The following is a 16254-nucleotide window of genomic DNA, read 5'->3' on the forward strand; positions in this document are numbered from 1 at the left end:
GAAACGAAGATTCTTATTGGCGTCCCGGGTATGCGGTGGTATGGGTCTGTTCGATAGACTGCGCGGTGAGGACCATCCGCGCGTCGCGTTCGTCGGCATCGACGGGGTGCCCTATAGCCTCCTCGAGAACCACCCCGAGGAGTTCCCCAACTTCGCGGCGCTCGCCGAGGAGGGGAGCGCGGGCGCCATCGACAGCATCGTGCCGCCGGAGTCGAGCGCCTGCTGGCCGGCGCTCACCACCGGCGTCAATCCCGGCGAGACGGGAGTCTACGGGTTTCAGGACCGCGAGGCGGGCTCTTACGACACGTACGTGCCGATGGGACAGGACGTCCAGGCGCCACGCATCTGGGACCGACTGGAGGAGGCCGACCGCACGGCGACGGTGATGAACGTCCCCGTGACCTTCCCGCCACAGCGGAACGTCCAGCGGATGGTGTCGGGGTTCCTCTCGCCCGGCGTCGACAAGGCAGCCCACCCCGACGAACTCCGCGACTATCTGCAGTCTATCGACTACGCCATCGACGTGAACGCCAAACTCGGGCACAAAGACGACAAAAGCGAGTTCGTCGAGGACGCCCACGACACCCTCGACACCCGGTTCGAGGCGTTCACGCACTACCTCGAACGGGACGACTGGGACCTGTTTTTCGGCGTCTTCATGACCACCGACCGGGTCAACCACTTCCTGTTCAAGGACTACGAACGCGACGGCGAGAACAAAGAGGCCTTCATGGAGTTTTACCGGAAGGTCGACGACTACATCGGGCGGATTCGCGAGACCCTCGCCGACGACGTGACCCTCGTCGTCGCCAGCGACCACGGCTTCACGTCGCTCGACTACGAAGTCCACTGCAACGCGTGGCTCCAGGAGGAGGGCTGGCTCTCCTTCGAGGACGACGACCACGACGACCTGACCGACATCGCGGAGGAGTCACGCGCCTACTCGCTGATCCCCGGCCGCTTCTACATCAACCTCGAGGGGCGCGAACCCCGGGGGTCGGTGCCCGAAGACGAGTACGAGGCGGTTCGCGACGAACTGAAGGCGGCGCTCGAAGGGCTGGAGGGTCCGGACGGGAACCCGGTGTGTGCCCGCGTCGTCGAGAAGGAGGACGCCTTCCGGGGCGAACACGACGACATCGCGCCGGACCTCGTCGCCATCCCGAACCACGGCTTCGACCTCAAATCCGGCTTCAAGGGTCACGACGAGGTGTTCGACGTCGGACCCCGGAACGGGATGCACAGCTTCGACAACGCGACGCTGTTCGTCGACGACCCCGCGGCGTCCATCGCGGACGCGGATCTGTTCGACATCGCGCCGACAGTCCTCGACCTGATGGACGTCGAGTACGGCCGCACCGACTTCGACGGCGGCAGCCTCGTCACGTCGAAGTAGCCGCCGACCGTCGACGATCCGTCGAGCGGGGGTCGTCGCGCCGGGGTCGCCTCGGCCCCGCGTCGCCTCCGCACCGCCTCCGCACCGCCTCCACACCGCCTCCGCGTCGCCTCCGCACCGCCTCCACACCGCCTCCGCGTCGCCTCCGCGTCGCCTCCGCGTCGCCTCCGCGTCGCCTCCGCACCGCCTCCGCACCGCCTCAGAGCAGGCCGTCGATCCGTTCCTCTTCGAACGCCGACGCGGCGCTTTGCTCCTCGTTCGCCTCCTCCTCGCGGGCGGCCTGCCGGGCGCGTTCGAGGAAGCCGTCGAGGCGATCGGAGTCCGCCACGCCGCCGAGCAAGACGAGGGCGGCGAGTCGGTCGTCGGCCATCGGGAAGTCGCCGCCGCGGACCTCCATGGTGTCGAGTTCGGTCTCCAGCCACGAGCGGGCGCGCTCGACGCCCTTCCGGGAGATGGCCTCGGGGCGGCCGGCGACGACCAGCAGTCCGCGCTCGGCGCTCGTCGTGTCCGGGAGGCTCAGGCCGGACCTGATCGCCCGACGGGTGGTGCTCGTGACGACGTTGACGTTCGCGCCCGCGTCGCCCGACGCCTCCGCGGCGGCGTAGCCGAGGGTCGCGACACCGACGCCGCGGAGCGTGTTTATCACCTCGGAGCTGTCGACGACGGACTCGCCGACGCCGTCGACGGCCTCCCCGGCCGCGAGGAGGAGGCCGACCCGGCGGGCGATGCGCTCGTTGATCGCCTCGTAGCCGGATTCGAGGCTCTCGCCCGACGACCGCCAGGCGTCGTTGTCGACCAGCAGCGTGGCGTCGGCCTCGCGGGTCAGCGTCTTCAGCGACCGCCCGGCGTTCACCTGGTAGAGCGAGCCCTCGTCGCGGCCGGGGAGGATGCCGAGACCGTAGACGGGGACGTCGTAGACCCGCTTGAGTTCCTTGACGAGGTAGGGTGCGCCGCCGCTCCCGGTGCCGCCACCGAGGCCCGCGACGACGAAGATGGCCTCGGCGTGGGCGGTCACCCGGCCGTCGATGGCACCCAGTACCTCCTGGATGTCCTCCTGCATCACCTCCGTGCCGAGTTCGTTGTCGCCGCCGACGCCGTGGCCGTTCACCCGCGAGCCACCGATGAGGACCGTATCGAGGGGGAGGGACTGGAGGTCGGAGCGCGCGCTGTTGACCGCGAGCGATCCGATGATCGCACCGAACCCGTTCCGCGCGTCGAAATCGGACAGGGCGTCGACGACCTTGCCGCCGGCCTGTCCGACACCAATCAGGACGGACTTCATACGTCCGACGTGTGTCATGCGTCCTCTTGAAGTCTCCGACGAGCGGCGGCGAGAACCGTCGTCGCGCGGCGCCCGGGCCGAGACTTTAGGGGCGATGCCGCGGCCACCGCGTGCCATGGACGACGCCCTCGACGAACGCGTCGACGCACTCGAACGCGCACTGACCGACGGTCACGCCGCCGACGGCCTCCCCGAGGCCGCCCGAACGGCGTCCCGGGTGGACGAACTCGAGGCGACCGTCGAGGAGTTGGACGACCGACTGGCGGAACTGGAGGCCGCGGTGCAGGCCCTCCGCGGGTTCGCAGGCGGCGTCGACGCCGTCGACGAGGCGGTGGAGCGGCGGGCGAACGCCGCCATCGCCCGCGTCGAACGCCTCGAAGCCGAGGTTCGGGAAGGGGAGCGAGGACGCCCCCGAAACCCCGACGAGACGCCGACCCGGCCGGGCGAACGCGACACCGACGGCCGGATCGCGCCCGGGAAGCGCGCGACCCGCCGCGGCGACTCCGACCCCGATCCCACGCGTCCCGACGGCGACCGGCCGTCGCCGAACCCCGACTCCGGGACGGCCGACGGTCGGCACGCCGGGGAACGGGCGGAGGCCCCGTCGGCCGCGAACGGGGCGCGAGGCGGGGCCGACGACCCGGGGAGGGCCACGCTCGCGGCGGCCGCCGCCGACACGGCGCGGGCCGAACTGGCGGCCGAGGGATCGACCCCGGAGCCCGACGACGGGACGTCGGAGGCCACGCTGGCCGAGCGGATCCGTCGGTTGCTGTGATCCGCGTCGTCCTCTCGGTCCTGCTGGCGGTGGCGCTGCTCGCCGTCGCCGTTCCGGGCGTCGACGAGGGACGACGGGCGCGAACGGCGACGGAACTCGGTGGGGTCACGGACCGAGTCGAACGCGCCGTCCGCTCGCTGCTGGCGCGGGAGGACCCCACCCGACCGGGCGTGACGGGCGCGCGACGGATCGTCCGCTATCGCCTCCCGTCCCGATCCTGGGTGGCCGCGGGCGCGACCCTGCGGATCGACGGCGACCGGGACCGCATCGGCTACCGGATCGGCGATCGGCCCCCACGGTGGCGGCCGCTCCCCGGGGTCGACCTCCGGACCCCCTCGGGACCCGTCGTCGTCGAGCGCCCGGGGCGACACCGGCTCGTCGTCTCGCTCGTCCGCGATGACGGCGTCGGGGTCGTCGTCTCCCGGGGCTGAGGTTCAAGGGTGATCGGGGGGCCAAGCCGCCGCATGCGCGTACTGGACCGACTGCGGAACGAGGGGGACGGCGACGGAACCGCTTGCCGCTGCGAGCCGACGGTGCGGTCGCCGCCCGGGAGCGACCCCGAGGGCGGCGCCACGCTCGCGGTCGACGCCGACGACTGCCCCGAGGACGGCGAGCTGGCGACGAGTCCCGACTGTCGGGAGACGGTGATCGACGCGCTCGCCGACCGGGCGGTCGACGCCGTCCACGTCACGACCGACGGCCGCGAGCGCGTCTACGACGACGGCGCGGTGGCGCTGCTGGTCGCGGCTGGGCGGTTCGCCGCCCGCGTCGCCGTCCACGACGAGACGCTGGCCGAGCGGGCGCGACGCGACCCGCTGGGCGCCGCGCGCGCCGCGACCGGCCGCGCCGGACCGGTGTCGAGGCTGGCCGCCGACACGGGACTGGCCGCCGGCGCCGACCGGGTCGACGGCTACGAGGCGGCGCTCGGGGCGACCGTCGGGCCGGCGGTTGCCGACGCGCGACTGACGGCGAGTCCGCCGCCCGACGCGTCGCTCGTGGGGCGGCGTGACCTCGATACGGGCGCGACGGTGCGGCGATACCGCACGGCTCGCGGCGGCCACTACCACCTCGACCCGCCGGGGTGGCGACTGGACGCGGCCGAACTGGCGACGCTGGCCGACGCCCGCGACCGACTGGCGGCCGGGGCGGGAGCGGGCGACGACCGGGCGGTCGCCCGTGCCGTCCGGGCCGTGGACGCCCGGGACGAAACGGTGTCGAAGGCGGCGGTGGAGCGCGTCCTCAGACGGCACACCCGCGGCCACGGGCTGCTGGAGGACCTGTTCGCCGACCCGCGGGTGTCGGAGGTACTGGTCACCGCGCCGGTGGCCGACAACCCGGTTCGCGTATCCGTCGACGGAACGCGACTGCCGACGAACGTCCACCTGACCCGGAGCGGGGCCGCGGCGCTGGCCTCCCGGTTCCGGCGGGAGAGCGGGCGCGCCTTCTCGCGGGCGTCCCCGACGATAGACGCCACGACGGAGGCCGAGGGCGAGCGCGTCCGCGTCGCCGGCGTGACCGACCCGGCGAGCGACGGCTACGGGTTCGCCTTCCGGACGGGTGGGCGGGACGTGTGGACGCTTCCGGCGCTCGTCGCCAACGGGACGCTCCCGGCCGACGCCGCGGCCCTCTGTTCGGTCGCCGTCGAGCGCGCCGGCGCGGGGTTGGTCGCCGGGCCGCGCGGCGCCGGGAAGACGACGCTCCTCTCGGCGCTCCTCTGGGAGTTGCCGCCGTCGACCCGGACCGTCGTCGTCGAGGACACGCCCGAACTCCCGGCAGCGAGGCTCTGCGACGCCGGCCGGGACGTGCAGCCGATCCGCGTCGAGGCCGACGACGGACCGGCGCTCTCCGCGGCGGAGGCGCTGCGGACCGCGCTCCGCCTCGGCGAGGGGGCGCTGGTCGTCGGCGAGGTTCGGGGCGAGGAGGCCGCGACGCTCTACGAGGCGATGCGGGTCGGGGCGGCCAGCAGCGCCGTCCTGGGAACCATCCACGGCGACGGCGCCGACGCTGCCTTCGAGCGGGTGGTGACCGACCTCGGCGTGCCCGCGTCGTCGTTCGCGGCGACCGACTTCCTCGTGACCCTCGCCGCCGGCGAGCGCCGACACGTGGCGAGCATCGAGGAGGTTCGCGACGCCGAGTCGGAGGTCGCCTTCGAGTCGCTGTTCGAACCCGGAGCCGACGGCACCGAACCGACCGGCGTCGTCGACCGGGGGAACAGCCGCCTCGTCGCGTCGCTCGCTCGGCCGGACGAGTCCTACGCGGACGTGCTGGACCTGCTCGACGGGCGCGCAGCGCTCCTGTCGGACCTCGCGGAGACCGACCGCACCGACCCGGAGGCGGTCGATGCGGCCCACCGCGAACGGGTGGCGAAATGAGCGACCCGTCGTCGCTCCTCCGGACTCTCGCCGCGGCGTGGCCGTGGTCGACGACGGCGGATCCGGCCCTCGACGGGGCGCTCGCGTATCTCGGCCTCCCGACCGACGCCGCGACGGTGGACGGCGCGGCGCGGGTCGTCGGGACGCTGCTCGGTGCCGCCGCCGTGGCCCTCGGCGCGGCGGTGAGCGTCGCGACCACGCCTCGGTGGGGCGCCGTCGTCGCGACCGCCGGGGCGGCGCTCGGGGCGGGACTGCCACTCGCCGCGAACCGCCTCCCGCGACTGGCGGCGCGACTGGCCCGCACGCGGGCGCTCGGATCGGCCGCGGCGCTGGTCGGACGGGCCGCGATGTGTTTGCGCATCGATCCGACGGTCGAGCGGGCGGCTGCCTTCGCCGCCCGAACGGGGAACGGCGCGCTCGCCCGGAGCCTCGACGAGCACGTGGGCCGTGCGGAGGGAACGCCCCGGAGCGGGTTCGAGCGCTTCGCCGACGAGTGGAGCGAGGGGTTCCCGGCGCTCTCCCGCGCCGCCTCGCGGCTGGAGGCCGCGGCGGCGGCGCCCGCCGACGAGCGCGACCGGCACCTCGACCGCGCCGTCGCGGCGGCTCTGGAGGGCGCCCGGGACGAACTGGCGGCCTTCACGAGCGAGATCAGAGGCCCCGTCACGGGGCTGTACGCATTCGGCGTCCTCCTGCCGCTGGCGCTGGTCGGCGTCCTTCCGGCGGCGCGAGCGACGGGCGTGCGTGTCTCCCTCCCGCTCGTCGTCGGCCTCTACGACGTCGCGCTCCCCGTCGTGGTCGTCGGTGCGGGGACGTGGCTGCTCGCCCGCCGGCCGGTCGCCTTCCCGCCGCCGCGAATCGGGGCTGATCACCCGGACACCCCGAACCGTCGACTGGGCGGGGTCGCCGCCGGCGTTGGCGCCGGTGCCGTCGGGGCCGTCGTCGCTGCGAGAGCGGTGGCGCCGTGGGCGACGCCGGTCGCCGCCCTCGGCCTCGGGACCGGCACGGCGCTCGTGGTCCACTTCCGTTCGGCCAAGCGGGTCCGGGAGCGAGTGCGCGCGACCGAGGAGGGCCTCCACGACGCCCTGTATCTGGTCGGGCGGCGGGTCGCGGCCGGCGAAGCCGTGGAGGTGGCCATCGCGGAGGCGGCCGGGCGGGTCGACGGCGCGACGGGTGACCTCCTCGACGAGGCCGCGGGCCGGCAGCGACGCCTCGGGCTCCCGGTGAGGGAGGCGTTCCGGGGCGAGGCGGGACCGCTGTCGACCCTGCCGAGTCGTCGGGTCGAGGGGATGGCGACCCTCCTCGGCCTCGCGGCGACGGAGGGTCGACCGGCGGGCGACGCACTCGTGGCGACGGCGGAACACGTCGAGGAACTCCGGCGCGTCGAGCGCGAGGCGCGTCGGGAACTGTCGCGGGTGACCGACACGCTCACCAACACCGCGGCCGTCTTCGGCCCGCTGGTCGGGGGTGCGACGGTCGCGCTCTCTGATCGCGTCGCCGGGACGGGAGCGAGCGCCGGCTTCGGCGCCGGCCCGCTCCCGACGGCCGCTCTCGGCGTCGCGGTCGGTGCCTACGTCCTGTGGCTCGCGGCCGCGCTGACGGTTCTCTCGACGGGGTTGACGCGCGGACTCGACCGGACGCTCGTCGGCTATCGCGTCGGCGCGGCGCTGTGTCTCGCGACCGTCGCGTACTGCTCGGCGTACGTCGGCGCCGGCCTGTTCCTGTGAGGATTCAAGTGCGGTGACGAGGTCACCCCGACCCATGTTCGACGTTCCCGTCGACGCCTGGTACGCCTGGCTCGGCCTGTCGCTCGCGAGTGTCGCGCTGTTCGGCGTCGGGGTGACGCTCCCGACGTCGCCGCCGCCGGCCGCCGCGGACGCGGCGGACACGGTCGACCGAGCGGCCGGAGCCGCCGCACCCGTGACCGCGGAACACCCGCTGGACGCACGGGAGGTCCGGATCGAGCCGACCCGTCTCGGCCTCCGAAACGACGCCGGCACCACGCACGCGACGTTCGCGTTCGGGCCGGTGACGCCGGCCGCCAGGAGGCCGGGGCTGACCGCCGTGCTCCGCGGCGCGCCGCCATCCTCGCGGTTCGACTCGGCCGGGGCGCTCTGTGCGGCCGCCTCGACGGCACGCGACCGCCCCGCTCGATGGCGGAAGGTCGACGGCCCGCTGATCGTCCGCCGCGTCGTCTGGGAGGGGTGCGATGTCACGCTCGTCGCGTAGGGGGCAGGTCGAACCGCTGGCCGCACTCGTGGTGCTCCTGGCGGTGACCGGAGCCGTGACGACGTACGCTGCGGCGCTCGATGGCGTCGGTCGAGAGGCCGACAGGGACCTCGCGACGCCGACACTCGACCGCGTCGCGTCGGCGCTCGGAACCGGCGGCGTCGCCGATCCGAACCGGACGCGACGCGCCCACCGTGCCGGACCGTCGGGGTACCGCCTGAACGTCACCGTCGCCGCGGCGGGTCGGCGGTGGACGGCGGGACCGGCCCCGCCACGGGACGGGCGAGCCGACGCGGCGAGTCGGTCGATCGGCGTCCGCCTGGAGCCGGGACGGGTCCGTCCCGGTCGCCTCCGGGTGGAGGTGTGGACGTGACGAGTACCGTCCTCGACGGGGTACTCTGTCTGCTCCTGATCAGCGCCGCGGTGGTGACGGTGTCGACGGCGACGCCGCGGGAGCCGACGGGCGAGGGACGCGCCCCCGACGTGGCCTCGACGCTGGCGACGACGACGGCGACGGTGAACTACACGCTCACGCCACGCTCCGGGGCGACGAGCGTCGAGGTGCCGACCCGGGCGAGCGCACTCGACCGAACCGCCCACGGGACGCTGGCGGAACTCCTGGCGCGGGCCGCGGTCGGCCGCCTCGCCGTCGACGGGCGGCGGCTGTCACACGCCCGCGACGGTCTCACTCGGTCGGTCGTCCGTGCGGTCGGGGGGGCGATCCGCACCAACCACACGCGGATCACCGCGGTCTGGCGGCCGTCCCCCGACGCCTCGGTGCGCGGACGAGTCGTCGTCGGCGGGCGGCCGCCGCCGGACGTGCCGGTCCACGCCGCGACGATCACGGCGTCGAGCGGGCTCCCGAACGAGCGGAGTGCGGCCCGGGCCGCCGCAGACGAGCGGGGAATCGAGGGGGTCGCCGACGCCGTCGCGGGGGGCGTCGTCGACGGCCTGTTCCCGCCGACGCGGACGCGCGTCGCCGCCGGCGGACGGGACGGGGCGGTGTTGCGCCACCGCTATCGCCTCGCCGAGCGCCGGTTCGGCGTCGAGGAACACGCCAGCCTGACGGACGACGGCGTCGACGCCGCCAACGAGCGGCTGGCAGCCGCGCTCTCGGATCGGATCGAACGGGACCTTCGCGAGGCGGACGTCCCGCCGCGTGCGGCGGCCGAGGGGGTCCGCGTCGGTCGGGTTCGGATCGTCGTGAGGACGTGGCCGTGACCCGCCTCGCCGAGGACCGTCGCGGGCGCGTTCCCTTCGCCCTGCTCGGCGTCCTCCTGCTGGTCGGCGCCTCGACGTACGCGGCGACGGTGACCACGCAGGGACCGAGTCGGATCGACAGGGACGCCGCGGTGGCGATGGAGCGGGCGTCGGCGGGGACGACCGCCGCCCTGCGTTCGGCCGTCGGCGAGGCGGCACGCGCGGCCGCGGCCGAGCCGGTGACGGCGCCGGCGGAGACGCCGTTCGGACGCCTGTTGAGCGACGACCGTCCGTTCCGGGACGCCCTGCGACTCCGGATCTACCTCACCCTCCGCGAGCGGTTGCGGGCGACGCGCTACCGGCGCGGATCCGTCCGTGCCGTCGCTGCCCTCCCCGGGGCGACGACGCCGTCCGAACTCCGGCGGGCGATGGATCGGGTGCGCGTGGCGGGCGTCGAGAACGGAACGGCGCTTCGGGTGACGGTTCGGAACCTGACGGTGACGGTCCGCGACGGGGAGCGGATCGTCGCCCGCGAACACCGGACCCGGACGGTGACCGTCTCGACGCCCGTACTCGCGCTTCACGACCGCGCGACGGCGTTCGAACGGCGGCTGAACCGGAGCCCGCTGGAGGGTTCGGGGCTGGGTCGGCGGCTGACCGCACGGCTCTATCCGGTCGCGTGGGCACGGGGGTACGCTCAGTACGGAGGTGCACCCATCGCCAACGTCGTCGCGAACCGGCACGTCGAGACGACGACCAACGGCGCCCTCCTCGAAACCCAACGGGCGGTCTTCGGGCGGAGCGACCCGGAAGGTCGAGAGGCGATGCGACGGGCGGCCCTCGAACTCGGGGTCGAAGACCTGACCGCGGCGACGCCGATCGGATCGGATCGGGCGACGCGCGTCGTTCCGCGACCGAACGCTCGGGTCGATCCGTCCTCGGCCCTCCCGACCCGCCGTGGAACGTCGGCGCCGTCTCCGAACCACCGCATCGACGTCGACGTGGCCCCGCTCGCCGGCCGCTCCCTGACCGGTCTCCGAACGACGTCCATCCGGTCGAACCGGTCGCTCGACGGCGTCACCCGGGCCGCCTATCGGGTCGAGGCGAGGTTGCTGACGCGGAGCCGGCGGACGTATCACGAACCCCGTCCGGAGCCCGATCCGCCGGGTGACGGGTGGGAACTGGCCAACACGACGGTAACGACCGACGACGAGGTCGAAGCGACCGTCGCCGAGCCGCCGACGCCCGCGGCGAACGAGCGCCGATTCGACTCGTTCAGTCGACTCGTCGTCCTCGACCACCGGGTCCGCTGGACGTGGCAGCGCGGGAACGACACCCGGGTGTCGAGCGGGGGCTGGCGGGAGCGGTACCGGGTCGGCGTGACGCTCGTTGGGGAGTACGCCCCGGACGGGCCGGCACCGGATCGGCCGACCGGACCACTGTTCGAACGGGGCGGGGCGCTCGGCGGGCCGAACCTCGCCGGCGTACCCGAGAAGGCGGTGACGACACTCGTCGATAGGCAGGGCGGCCGCGACGCGGTGGCGGCGGCCGTCGCCGCCGACGCCCTCGAAGTGACCGAGCGCCCCGTCTACGGTGACCGGCCGTCGGACCTCCGGTCGTGGACCGACCGCGACCTGCGGGGGCTCCGGAACCGGCTGTCGAACGTCACCGTCGGCGTCCGGGCGGGAGCCGTGGCGACGTACACCACGAACCCGCCGGGACGGCTGGCGGCCACCCTCCGCCAGCGGCGCGGGGCGCTGATCGACCCGCCGGGTCGCTATCGGGGTGCCGCGGATCGTGCCCGCGTCGCCGCTCGGGCGGCGCTGGTCGACGAGACGATCCGCCGGCTGGACCGCCGTGCGGCGAGACACGCGGAGACCAGGCGGGCGTTCGACGAGGTGCTCGGCCGAGTCGGAATCGACTCCCCGCGAGCCCTGCGGCGAACTCTCGAAACGAGGACGACGCCGGTGCCGACCCAGCGGGCGGGGATCGACGGGACGCCGCCTGGCGGGAACGTGAGCCCCGTACCGGACGGCTCGCCCGCCTACCTCACGGTGACCTCGGTGAGTCACGAGCGGGCACGCGGCGTGCCGCCGGATCGGCCGTACCGCCCGCTGTCCGCGAAGAACGTCAACCTGTTCACCGCCCCGTACGGCGACGCCGCCGACGCCGTGTCGGGGGCGGCGAGCGACGGATCGTCGGCGGTCCGACTCCGGACGGCCGCGCGGACCCTCGTCGCGTCCGACGGGGTGAACGGCTCGGTCGACGGGCGGGCGAGCCTCGGGAACGCGGTTTCGACGTCGCTCGACGGCCTGCGTGAGCGCGCACGGGACGTCGTCGCGGACGAGACGCGGCTCACGCGGACGGCGGCCGAAGCGGCCGTCGCGGAGGGCTTCGCCAGGTGGGAGGATCCCGGACGACGGGGACTCGCCGCCGCCAACGGCTCGCTGGCGAGGGCGATAGCCGTCGCGGCCGACCGCCGGGCCGAGGGTCGGGACCCCGACCGGAGGGACCGACTGGAGACACGACTGGCGGCCGCCTTCGCCGAGGACCTCCGCTCCCCCTCGACGTCGGTCGCACAGGAGCGGGTCGAATCGGTGGTGGAGCGGGTGCGGGGACGCGTCCTGGGCCGGGCGAGCGACGTGGCGACGAAGCGGCTCTACCGGAAGCGGCTGAACGAGACGGTCGGCGCGGTCCCCGCGGGACTGCCGGTGGCGCCCGTCCCCGGGTACTGGTACGCGACGGTGAACGTCTGGGACGTGGAGGTGCGTGGGGCCTACGCCCGGTTCACCCTCCGGACGGACCGGGGTGCGCCGGCCCCTGGAGGGGCGACCCGGTACGTCCGCGACGGGTCGGTCGTCCGGCTGGACGTGGACGGCGACGGCAGCCGGGAGCGTCTCGGCCGCGACGAGCGGGTCGACTTCGAGACGGGAACGGTCGTCGCCGTGGCGGTGCCGCCGTATCGGACCGGCGTCGGCGACGTGGACGGCAACGCGGACGAACGCTCGGGCACCTGGCCGGAGCCGAAGTGTACGTCCTGGGAGGCGAGCGCCTGTCCCCGGTCGGAGTGAAGCCTTTTGTCGGCGCGCCTCTCAGCAAACGTATGCTCCACGAAGCGGTCGACGAACCGGAAGCGCTGTCCCCCCGACAGCTCCGCGACGCCTACGACGCCGAACTCCGCGCGGTGATCGACGCCCAGGGGATCGAGACGGTCGCCACGGACGCCGACGTCCCGACCGAGACGGTCGCCGCCCTCGCCAGCGGCGACTCGCCGACGGTGACGCTCTCGGAGGCGGCGGCCATCCTCGCGACCGATTTCGACGGTCGGGAGGCCCAGGGAATCGTCCAGGAGGTACGGGACTACCTGCTGATGGGGATGACGACGGGCGTCCTCGACGTGGACACCATCGCCTCGAACGTGGACCTCGACCTCTCGGGCCAGGAGATCCAGCAGGCCATCGAGGGCCGCACCCGCATGACGCTCGACGAACTCGCCGCGATCCAGAGCTACGTCGCGGGTCGGAACGCCCGCTGATCGCCGTGCAGGTCGTCGTTCTCGGCTGTGGCTACGTCGGCATCGAACTCGGCCGGCAGTTGACCCAGGCCGGCCACGAGGTCGTCGGCGTCCGTCGATCCGACGCCGGTCTCGACGCCATCGAGGCCGCGGGCTTCGAGGCCGTCCGTGCGGATCTGACCGACGCGGCGTCGCTCGCCGCGGTCCCCGACGCCGACTGGGCCGTGTACGCGGCGAGCGCGGGGGGCCGCGACGTCGACGCCGCCCGAACCGCCTACGTCGACGGCCTGCGAACGGTCGTCGAGACGCTCGGCGACCGGCCGTCGCCGCCGGACCGACTCGTCTACACGTCGAGTACGGGCGTCTACGGTGACCACGGCGGCGACTGGGTGGACGAGTCGACGACGCCCGACCCCGCGACGGATCGGCAGCGCGTCCTCCTGGAGGCCGAACGGATCGCGCTGGAGGGGACGGCCGACCGCGGGATCGACGGAACGGTCGTCAGGTTCGGCGGCCTCTACGGGCCGGACCGCTACCGACTGGATCGCTACCTCGACGGCCCGGTGACGGCGGGGTATCTCAACTCGATCCACCGGGACGACGCCGCCGGCGTCGTCGCCCACGTCCTGACCGCCGACGTCGCCCGCGGCGAGGTGATCCTGGCCGTCGACGACGACCCCGTCTGGAAGCCGGAGTTCGCCGACTGGCTGGCCGAGCAGTGTGACGTCTCGCCGCCGGAGAAGCGGACGGTCGAGGAACGCGCGGCGGCGGAGGGATCGGTGAGCCGACGGGTCCGGGCGAGCAAGCGGTGTGCCAACGACCGACTCCACGAACTCGGCTACGAGCTTCGATACCCCACGGTTCGAGAGGGGTTTCGGCCGGCAATCGAGGCGTTTCGCGCCGACTGACGGCCCGTCATTCCGTCGGGGCCGCGACGACCCAATAGGAGAATACTCTTGCCGCTCCGCTCTGTCGGAGTGGGTATGTCGGTCGCCGCCGAGGAGATCGTCCAGCGGGCGGTGGCGTTCGCCCGGACGCACCCGGAACTGCTCGCCGCGCTGCTCGTCAGCGTCGCCGTACTCGTCGGCGGCGGCTACGTCCTCCACCAGTTCACCCGCCCCTCCGGCGTCCGCTTCGCGTCGCTGCTCTCCGAATACGACGACGTCGCGGTCCTGACCCATCCGAATCCGGACCCCGACGCGATGGCCGCCGCGATGGGCGTGGCGTCGCTCGCCGAGCAGGTGGACACGACGGCGACCATCCAGTTTCCGGGCCAGATCCGCCACCAGGAGAACCGCGCGTTCAGGAACGTCCTGGAGGTGGAACTCGACCCCATCGAGCGCGCGGACGACCTCGCCTCCGAGGCGGTGATCCTCGTCGACCACAACCAGCCGCGGGGGTTCACCGACTCCGAGCGGGTCCGCCCGCTGGCGGTCGTGGATCACCACCCCGGGGACGGACGCGGCGAGTCCTTTACAGACGTGCGCACCGAGTATGGCGCCTGTTCGAGCGTGATCGCGGAGTACTTCCAGAACCTGGACGCCACGCCCGTACCGCCCGAGAACCACGAGAGCGAGGTCGACGCGAAGTACGTGGTGCCCTCGCGGGTGGCGACCGGCCTCTTTTTCGGCATCCTGACGGACACGAACCGGCTCACGGGCGGCATCGACCCCGCCGACTTCGACGCGAGCAGTTACCTCTCGCCCGGCGTCGACGAGAACCTGCTCGACCGCATCGCCAACCCACAGGTGAGCGCGGAGGTACTGGAGATCAAGGCGACCGCGATCCGCGAACGCAACGTGGAGGGCGCCTTCGCGATCAGCGACGTGGGCGACATCTCGAACGTGGACGCGATCCCACAGGCCGCCGACGAACTCATCCGTCTCGAAGGGGTCACCGCCGCCATCGTCTGTGGCACCCGCAACGGCACCCTCTACCTCTCGGGGCGGTCACGGGACGACCGGGTCCACATGGGCCGTGCCATCGAGTCGGCGCTCGAGGAGGTGCCGGGCGCCAGCGGCGGCGGCCACGCCCGCATGGGAGGCGGGCAGATCTCCATCGAGGACGGCGACTTCGTCTGGCCGGCGCGGCGCGCCGCCCTCACCGACCGGCTGCGTCGGGCGCTGGAAGGCGACGTGTAGCCCTTTTGGTGCCGTCGCGCGTAGCGCGTCCATGGCGACCGCACGCGCCACGTGGGGGTATCGCGACCGCTTCGGCGACCGCTTCGGCCGCACCTACTTCCGGCGGTTCGGCCCCGGCGTCGTCTCCAGCGTCGGCCTCGGCACGTATCTCGGCGACCCGACCGACGCCGTCGACGACGGGTACGAGCGGGCGCTCGTCGCCGGCCTGGAGGGCGGGTGCAACGTCGTCGACACCGCGGCCAACTACCGCTGCGGGCGGAGCGAGCGCGTGGTGGGTCGGGCGCTCGACCGCGCCGACGTCGACCGGTCGGCCGTGGTCGTCGCCACGAAGGGCGGGTTCCTGCCCTTCGACGGGGAGCGCCCCGAGGACCCCGCCGCCGACCTCCGGGCGCGCTTCGTCGAGAACGGCCCGGTCGACCCCGCGGACCTCGCGGCCGGGCAACACTGCATCGCGCCCGACGCCATCGACGCGATGGTCGACCGGTCGCTCGACCGACTGGGCGTCGAGACGGTCGACTGCTACTACGTCCACAACCCCGAGACGCAGCTCCGTGTCCGCTCCCGCGAGGCCGTCTACGATCAGCTCGAAGCGACGTTCGAGCGACTGGAGCGCCGGGTCGCCGCCGGCGACGTGGGCGCCTACGGCGTGGCGACGTGGGAGGCGTTCCGCCGGCCGCCCGACCACGACGCGCACCTGTCGCTCCCGGCGGTGGTCGAGCGCGCGCGACGCGCCGCCGGGACGGTCGGCCGCGAGGAGACGGGGTTCGGAGCGATCCAGCTCCCCTTCAACGTCGTCATGGCGGACGCGTTCACGACACCGGCCCACGAGTTCGAGGGCGAGCGGCGCTCGGCACTGGAGGTGGCTCACGGGCTCGACCTCGACGTCTTCACCAGCGCCAGCCTCGCACAGGGAGAGCTCGTGGAGGGGCTGCCGGCGGCCGTCGACGCCGAACTGGCGGGCGACACTCCCGCCCAGCGGGCGCTCAATTTCGCGCGGAGCGCGCCGGGCGTGACCTGCGCGCTCGTCGGGACGAGCGATCCGGATCACGTCGCCGAGAACGTCGCCGCGGGGACCTTCGACCCGCTGGGTGCGCGGGCGTTCGACGCCGTCTTCGAGTGACTACCGCAGGTCCTTCCACTCCCGACCACACTCGGGACAGATCCGAACCGCGAACACCTCGTCCGGGTCGTCCCGTTTTTTCAGCACCTTCTCGCACTCCGCGCAGGTGAGTCGCTCGTAGGTATCCTTGACGAGTTCGCCGTCACGGAGCCCCTTCCGCGTCGATTTCATGTGCCATCATTGTGCGTCCCGGTTTAAAAAACAGTCCGGCCGTTCCGTCACCCGCGGGCT

Annotated in this window: 15 protein-coding genes; 13 read left to right on the forward strand and 2 right to left on the reverse strand. The window is 73.7% G+C overall.

Going from position 1 to position 16254, the window contains the following annotated elements; genetic code table 11:
- Positions 1-40 precede the first annotated feature (40 nt).
- Positions 41-1393, forward strand: coding sequence for an alkaline phosphatase family protein (locus tag NBT67_RS07310; RefSeq protein ID WP_251344187.1), 1353 nt, complete (start codon positions 41-43; stop codon positions 1391-1393).
- 199 nt (positions 1394-1592) lie between these two features.
- Here the strand turns inward: NBT67_RS07310 and NBT67_RS07315 are convergent, their stop codons facing one another.
- The gene (locus NBT67_RS07315; RefSeq protein ID WP_251344188.1) at positions 1593-2675 is read right to left on the reverse strand and encodes a tubulin/FtsZ family protein; all 1083 of its coding nucleotides are present in this window, start codon (positions 2673-2675) and stop codon (positions 1593-1595) included.
- A 115-nt stretch (positions 2676-2790) separates the two neighbouring features.
- Here NBT67_RS07315 and NBT67_RS07320 point away from each other — a divergent pair, with 115 nt between their 5' ends.
- From NBT67_RS07320 to NBT67_RS07375, 12 genes are all read left to right on the forward strand, one after another.
- Positions 2791-3450 (forward strand): DUF7310 family coiled-coil domain-containing protein, encoded by a 660-nt coding sequence (locus NBT67_RS07320; RefSeq protein WP_251344189.1) that lies wholly within the window; start codon positions 2791-2793, stop codon positions 3448-3450.
- The gene (locus NBT67_RS07325; RefSeq protein WP_251344190.1) at positions 3447-3881 is read left to right on the forward strand and encodes a DUF7311 family protein; all 435 of its coding nucleotides are present in this window, start codon (positions 3447-3449) and stop codon (positions 3879-3881) included. Before NBT67_RS07320 ends, NBT67_RS07325 begins: the two co-directional genes overlap by 4 nt.
- 33 nt (positions 3882-3914) lie before the next feature.
- Entirely contained in the window at positions 3915-5822 is a 1908-nt protein-coding gene (locus tag NBT67_RS07330) for an ATPase, T2SS/T4P/T4SS family (protein WP_251344191.1), read from the forward strand.
- On the forward strand, positions 5819-7546 hold the full coding sequence (locus NBT67_RS07335) for a type II secretion system protein (protein ID WP_251344192.1): 1728 nt from the start codon (positions 5819-5821) through the stop codon (positions 7544-7546). Before NBT67_RS07330 ends, NBT67_RS07335 begins: the two co-directional genes overlap by 4 nt.
- 34 nt (positions 7547-7580) lie before the next feature.
- Positions 7581-8048, forward strand: coding sequence for a DUF7283 family protein (locus NBT67_RS07340; RefSeq protein ID WP_251344193.1), 468 nt, complete (start codon positions 7581-7583; stop codon positions 8046-8048).
- Positions 8029-8421: a DUF7285 family protein gene (locus tag NBT67_RS07345; RefSeq protein ID WP_251344194.1), complete on the forward strand. Its 393-nt coding sequence runs from the start codon at positions 8029-8031 to the stop codon at positions 8419-8421. The genes NBT67_RS07340 and NBT67_RS07345 overlap by 20 nt, the downstream gene beginning before the upstream one ends.
- Entirely contained in the window at positions 8412-9269 is an 858-nt protein-coding gene (locus tag NBT67_RS07350; protein WP_251344195.1) for a DUF7284 family protein, read from the forward strand. The genes NBT67_RS07345 and NBT67_RS07350 overlap by 10 nt, the downstream gene beginning before the upstream one ends.
- The gene (locus tag NBT67_RS07355) at positions 9266-12319 is read left to right on the forward strand and encodes a DUF7286 family protein (RefSeq protein ID WP_251344196.1); all 3054 of its coding nucleotides are present in this window, start codon (positions 9266-9268) and stop codon (positions 12317-12319) included. Before NBT67_RS07350 ends, NBT67_RS07355 begins: the two co-directional genes overlap by 4 nt.
- A 32-nt stretch (positions 12320-12351) precedes the next feature.
- Positions 12352-12783 (forward strand): DUF5791 family protein, encoded by a 432-nt coding sequence (locus NBT67_RS07360; RefSeq protein WP_251344197.1) that lies wholly within the window; start codon positions 12352-12354, stop codon positions 12781-12783.
- A gap of 5 nt (positions 12784-12788) precedes the next feature.
- Positions 12789-13670 (forward strand): SDR family oxidoreductase, encoded by an 882-nt coding sequence (locus NBT67_RS07365; protein ID WP_251344198.1) that lies wholly within the window; start codon positions 12789-12791, stop codon positions 13668-13670.
- A 75-nt stretch (positions 13671-13745) separates the two neighbouring features.
- Positions 13746-14903 carry a DHH family phosphoesterase gene (locus NBT67_RS07370; protein ID WP_251344199.1) on the forward strand — a complete coding sequence of 386 codons (1158 nt, stop codon included), beginning with the start codon at positions 13746-13748 and terminating at the stop codon, positions 14901-14903.
- A gap of 31 nt (positions 14904-14934) precedes the next feature.
- The gene (locus tag NBT67_RS07375; RefSeq protein ID WP_251344200.1) at positions 14935-16023 is read left to right on the forward strand and encodes an aldo/keto reductase; all 1089 of its coding nucleotides are present in this window, start codon (positions 14935-14937) and stop codon (positions 16021-16023) included.
- On the opposite strand, the gene NBT67_RS07380 is transcribed toward NBT67_RS07375, so the two are convergent.
- Positions 16024-16194, reverse strand: a complete 171-nt coding sequence (locus tag NBT67_RS07380) for an HVO_0758 family zinc finger protein (RefSeq protein ID WP_251344201.1) — start codon at positions 16192-16194, stop codon at positions 16024-16026. It lies immediately after the preceding gene.
- Positions 16195-16254: the final 60 nt, after the last annotated feature.

Source organism: Haloplanus sp. GDY1, assembly GCF_023703775.1.
Taxonomy (GTDB): Archaea; Halobacteriota; Halobacteria; order Halobacteriales; family Haloferacaceae; genus Haloplanus; species Haloplanus halophilus.

Coding starts and splice junctions, on each gene's coding strand:
- NBT67_RS07310 (WP_251344187.1), top strand. CDS start 41: ATGGGTCTGTTCGATAGACTGCGCGGTGAGGACCATCCGCGCGTCGCG.
- NBT67_RS07315 (WP_251344188.1), bottom strand. CDS start 2,675: ATGAAGTCCGTCCTGATTGGTGTCGGACAGGCCGGCGGCAAGGTCGTC.
- NBT67_RS07320 (WP_251344189.1), top strand. CDS start 2,791: ATGGACGACGCCCTCGACGAACGCGTCGACGCACTCGAACGCGCACTG.
- NBT67_RS07330 (WP_251344191.1), top strand. CDS start 3,915: ATGCGCGTACTGGACCGACTGCGGAACGAGGGGGACGGCGACGGAACC.
- NBT67_RS07335 (WP_251344192.1), top strand. CDS start 5,819: ATGAGCGACCCGTCGTCGCTCCTCCGGACTCTCGCCGCGGCGTGGCCG.
- NBT67_RS07340 (WP_251344193.1), top strand. CDS start 7,581: ATGTTCGACGTTCCCGTCGACGCCTGGTACGCCTGGCTCGGCCTGTCG.
- NBT67_RS07345 (WP_251344194.1), top strand. CDS start 8,029: ATGTCACGCTCGTCGCGTAGGGGGCAGGTCGAACCGCTGGCCGCACTC.
- NBT67_RS07360 (WP_251344197.1), top strand. CDS start 12,352: ATGCTCCACGAAGCGGTCGACGAACCGGAAGCGCTGTCCCCCCGACAG.
- NBT67_RS07370 (WP_251344199.1), top strand. CDS start 13,746: ATGTCGGTCGCCGCCGAGGAGATCGTCCAGCGGGCGGTGGCGTTCGCC.
- NBT67_RS07375 (WP_251344200.1), top strand. CDS start 14,935: ATGGCGACCGCACGCGCCACGTGGGGGTATCGCGACCGCTTCGGCGAC.
- NBT67_RS07380 (WP_251344201.1), bottom strand. CDS start 16,194: ATGAAATCGACGCGGAAGGGGCTCCGTGACGGCGAACTCGTCAAGGAT.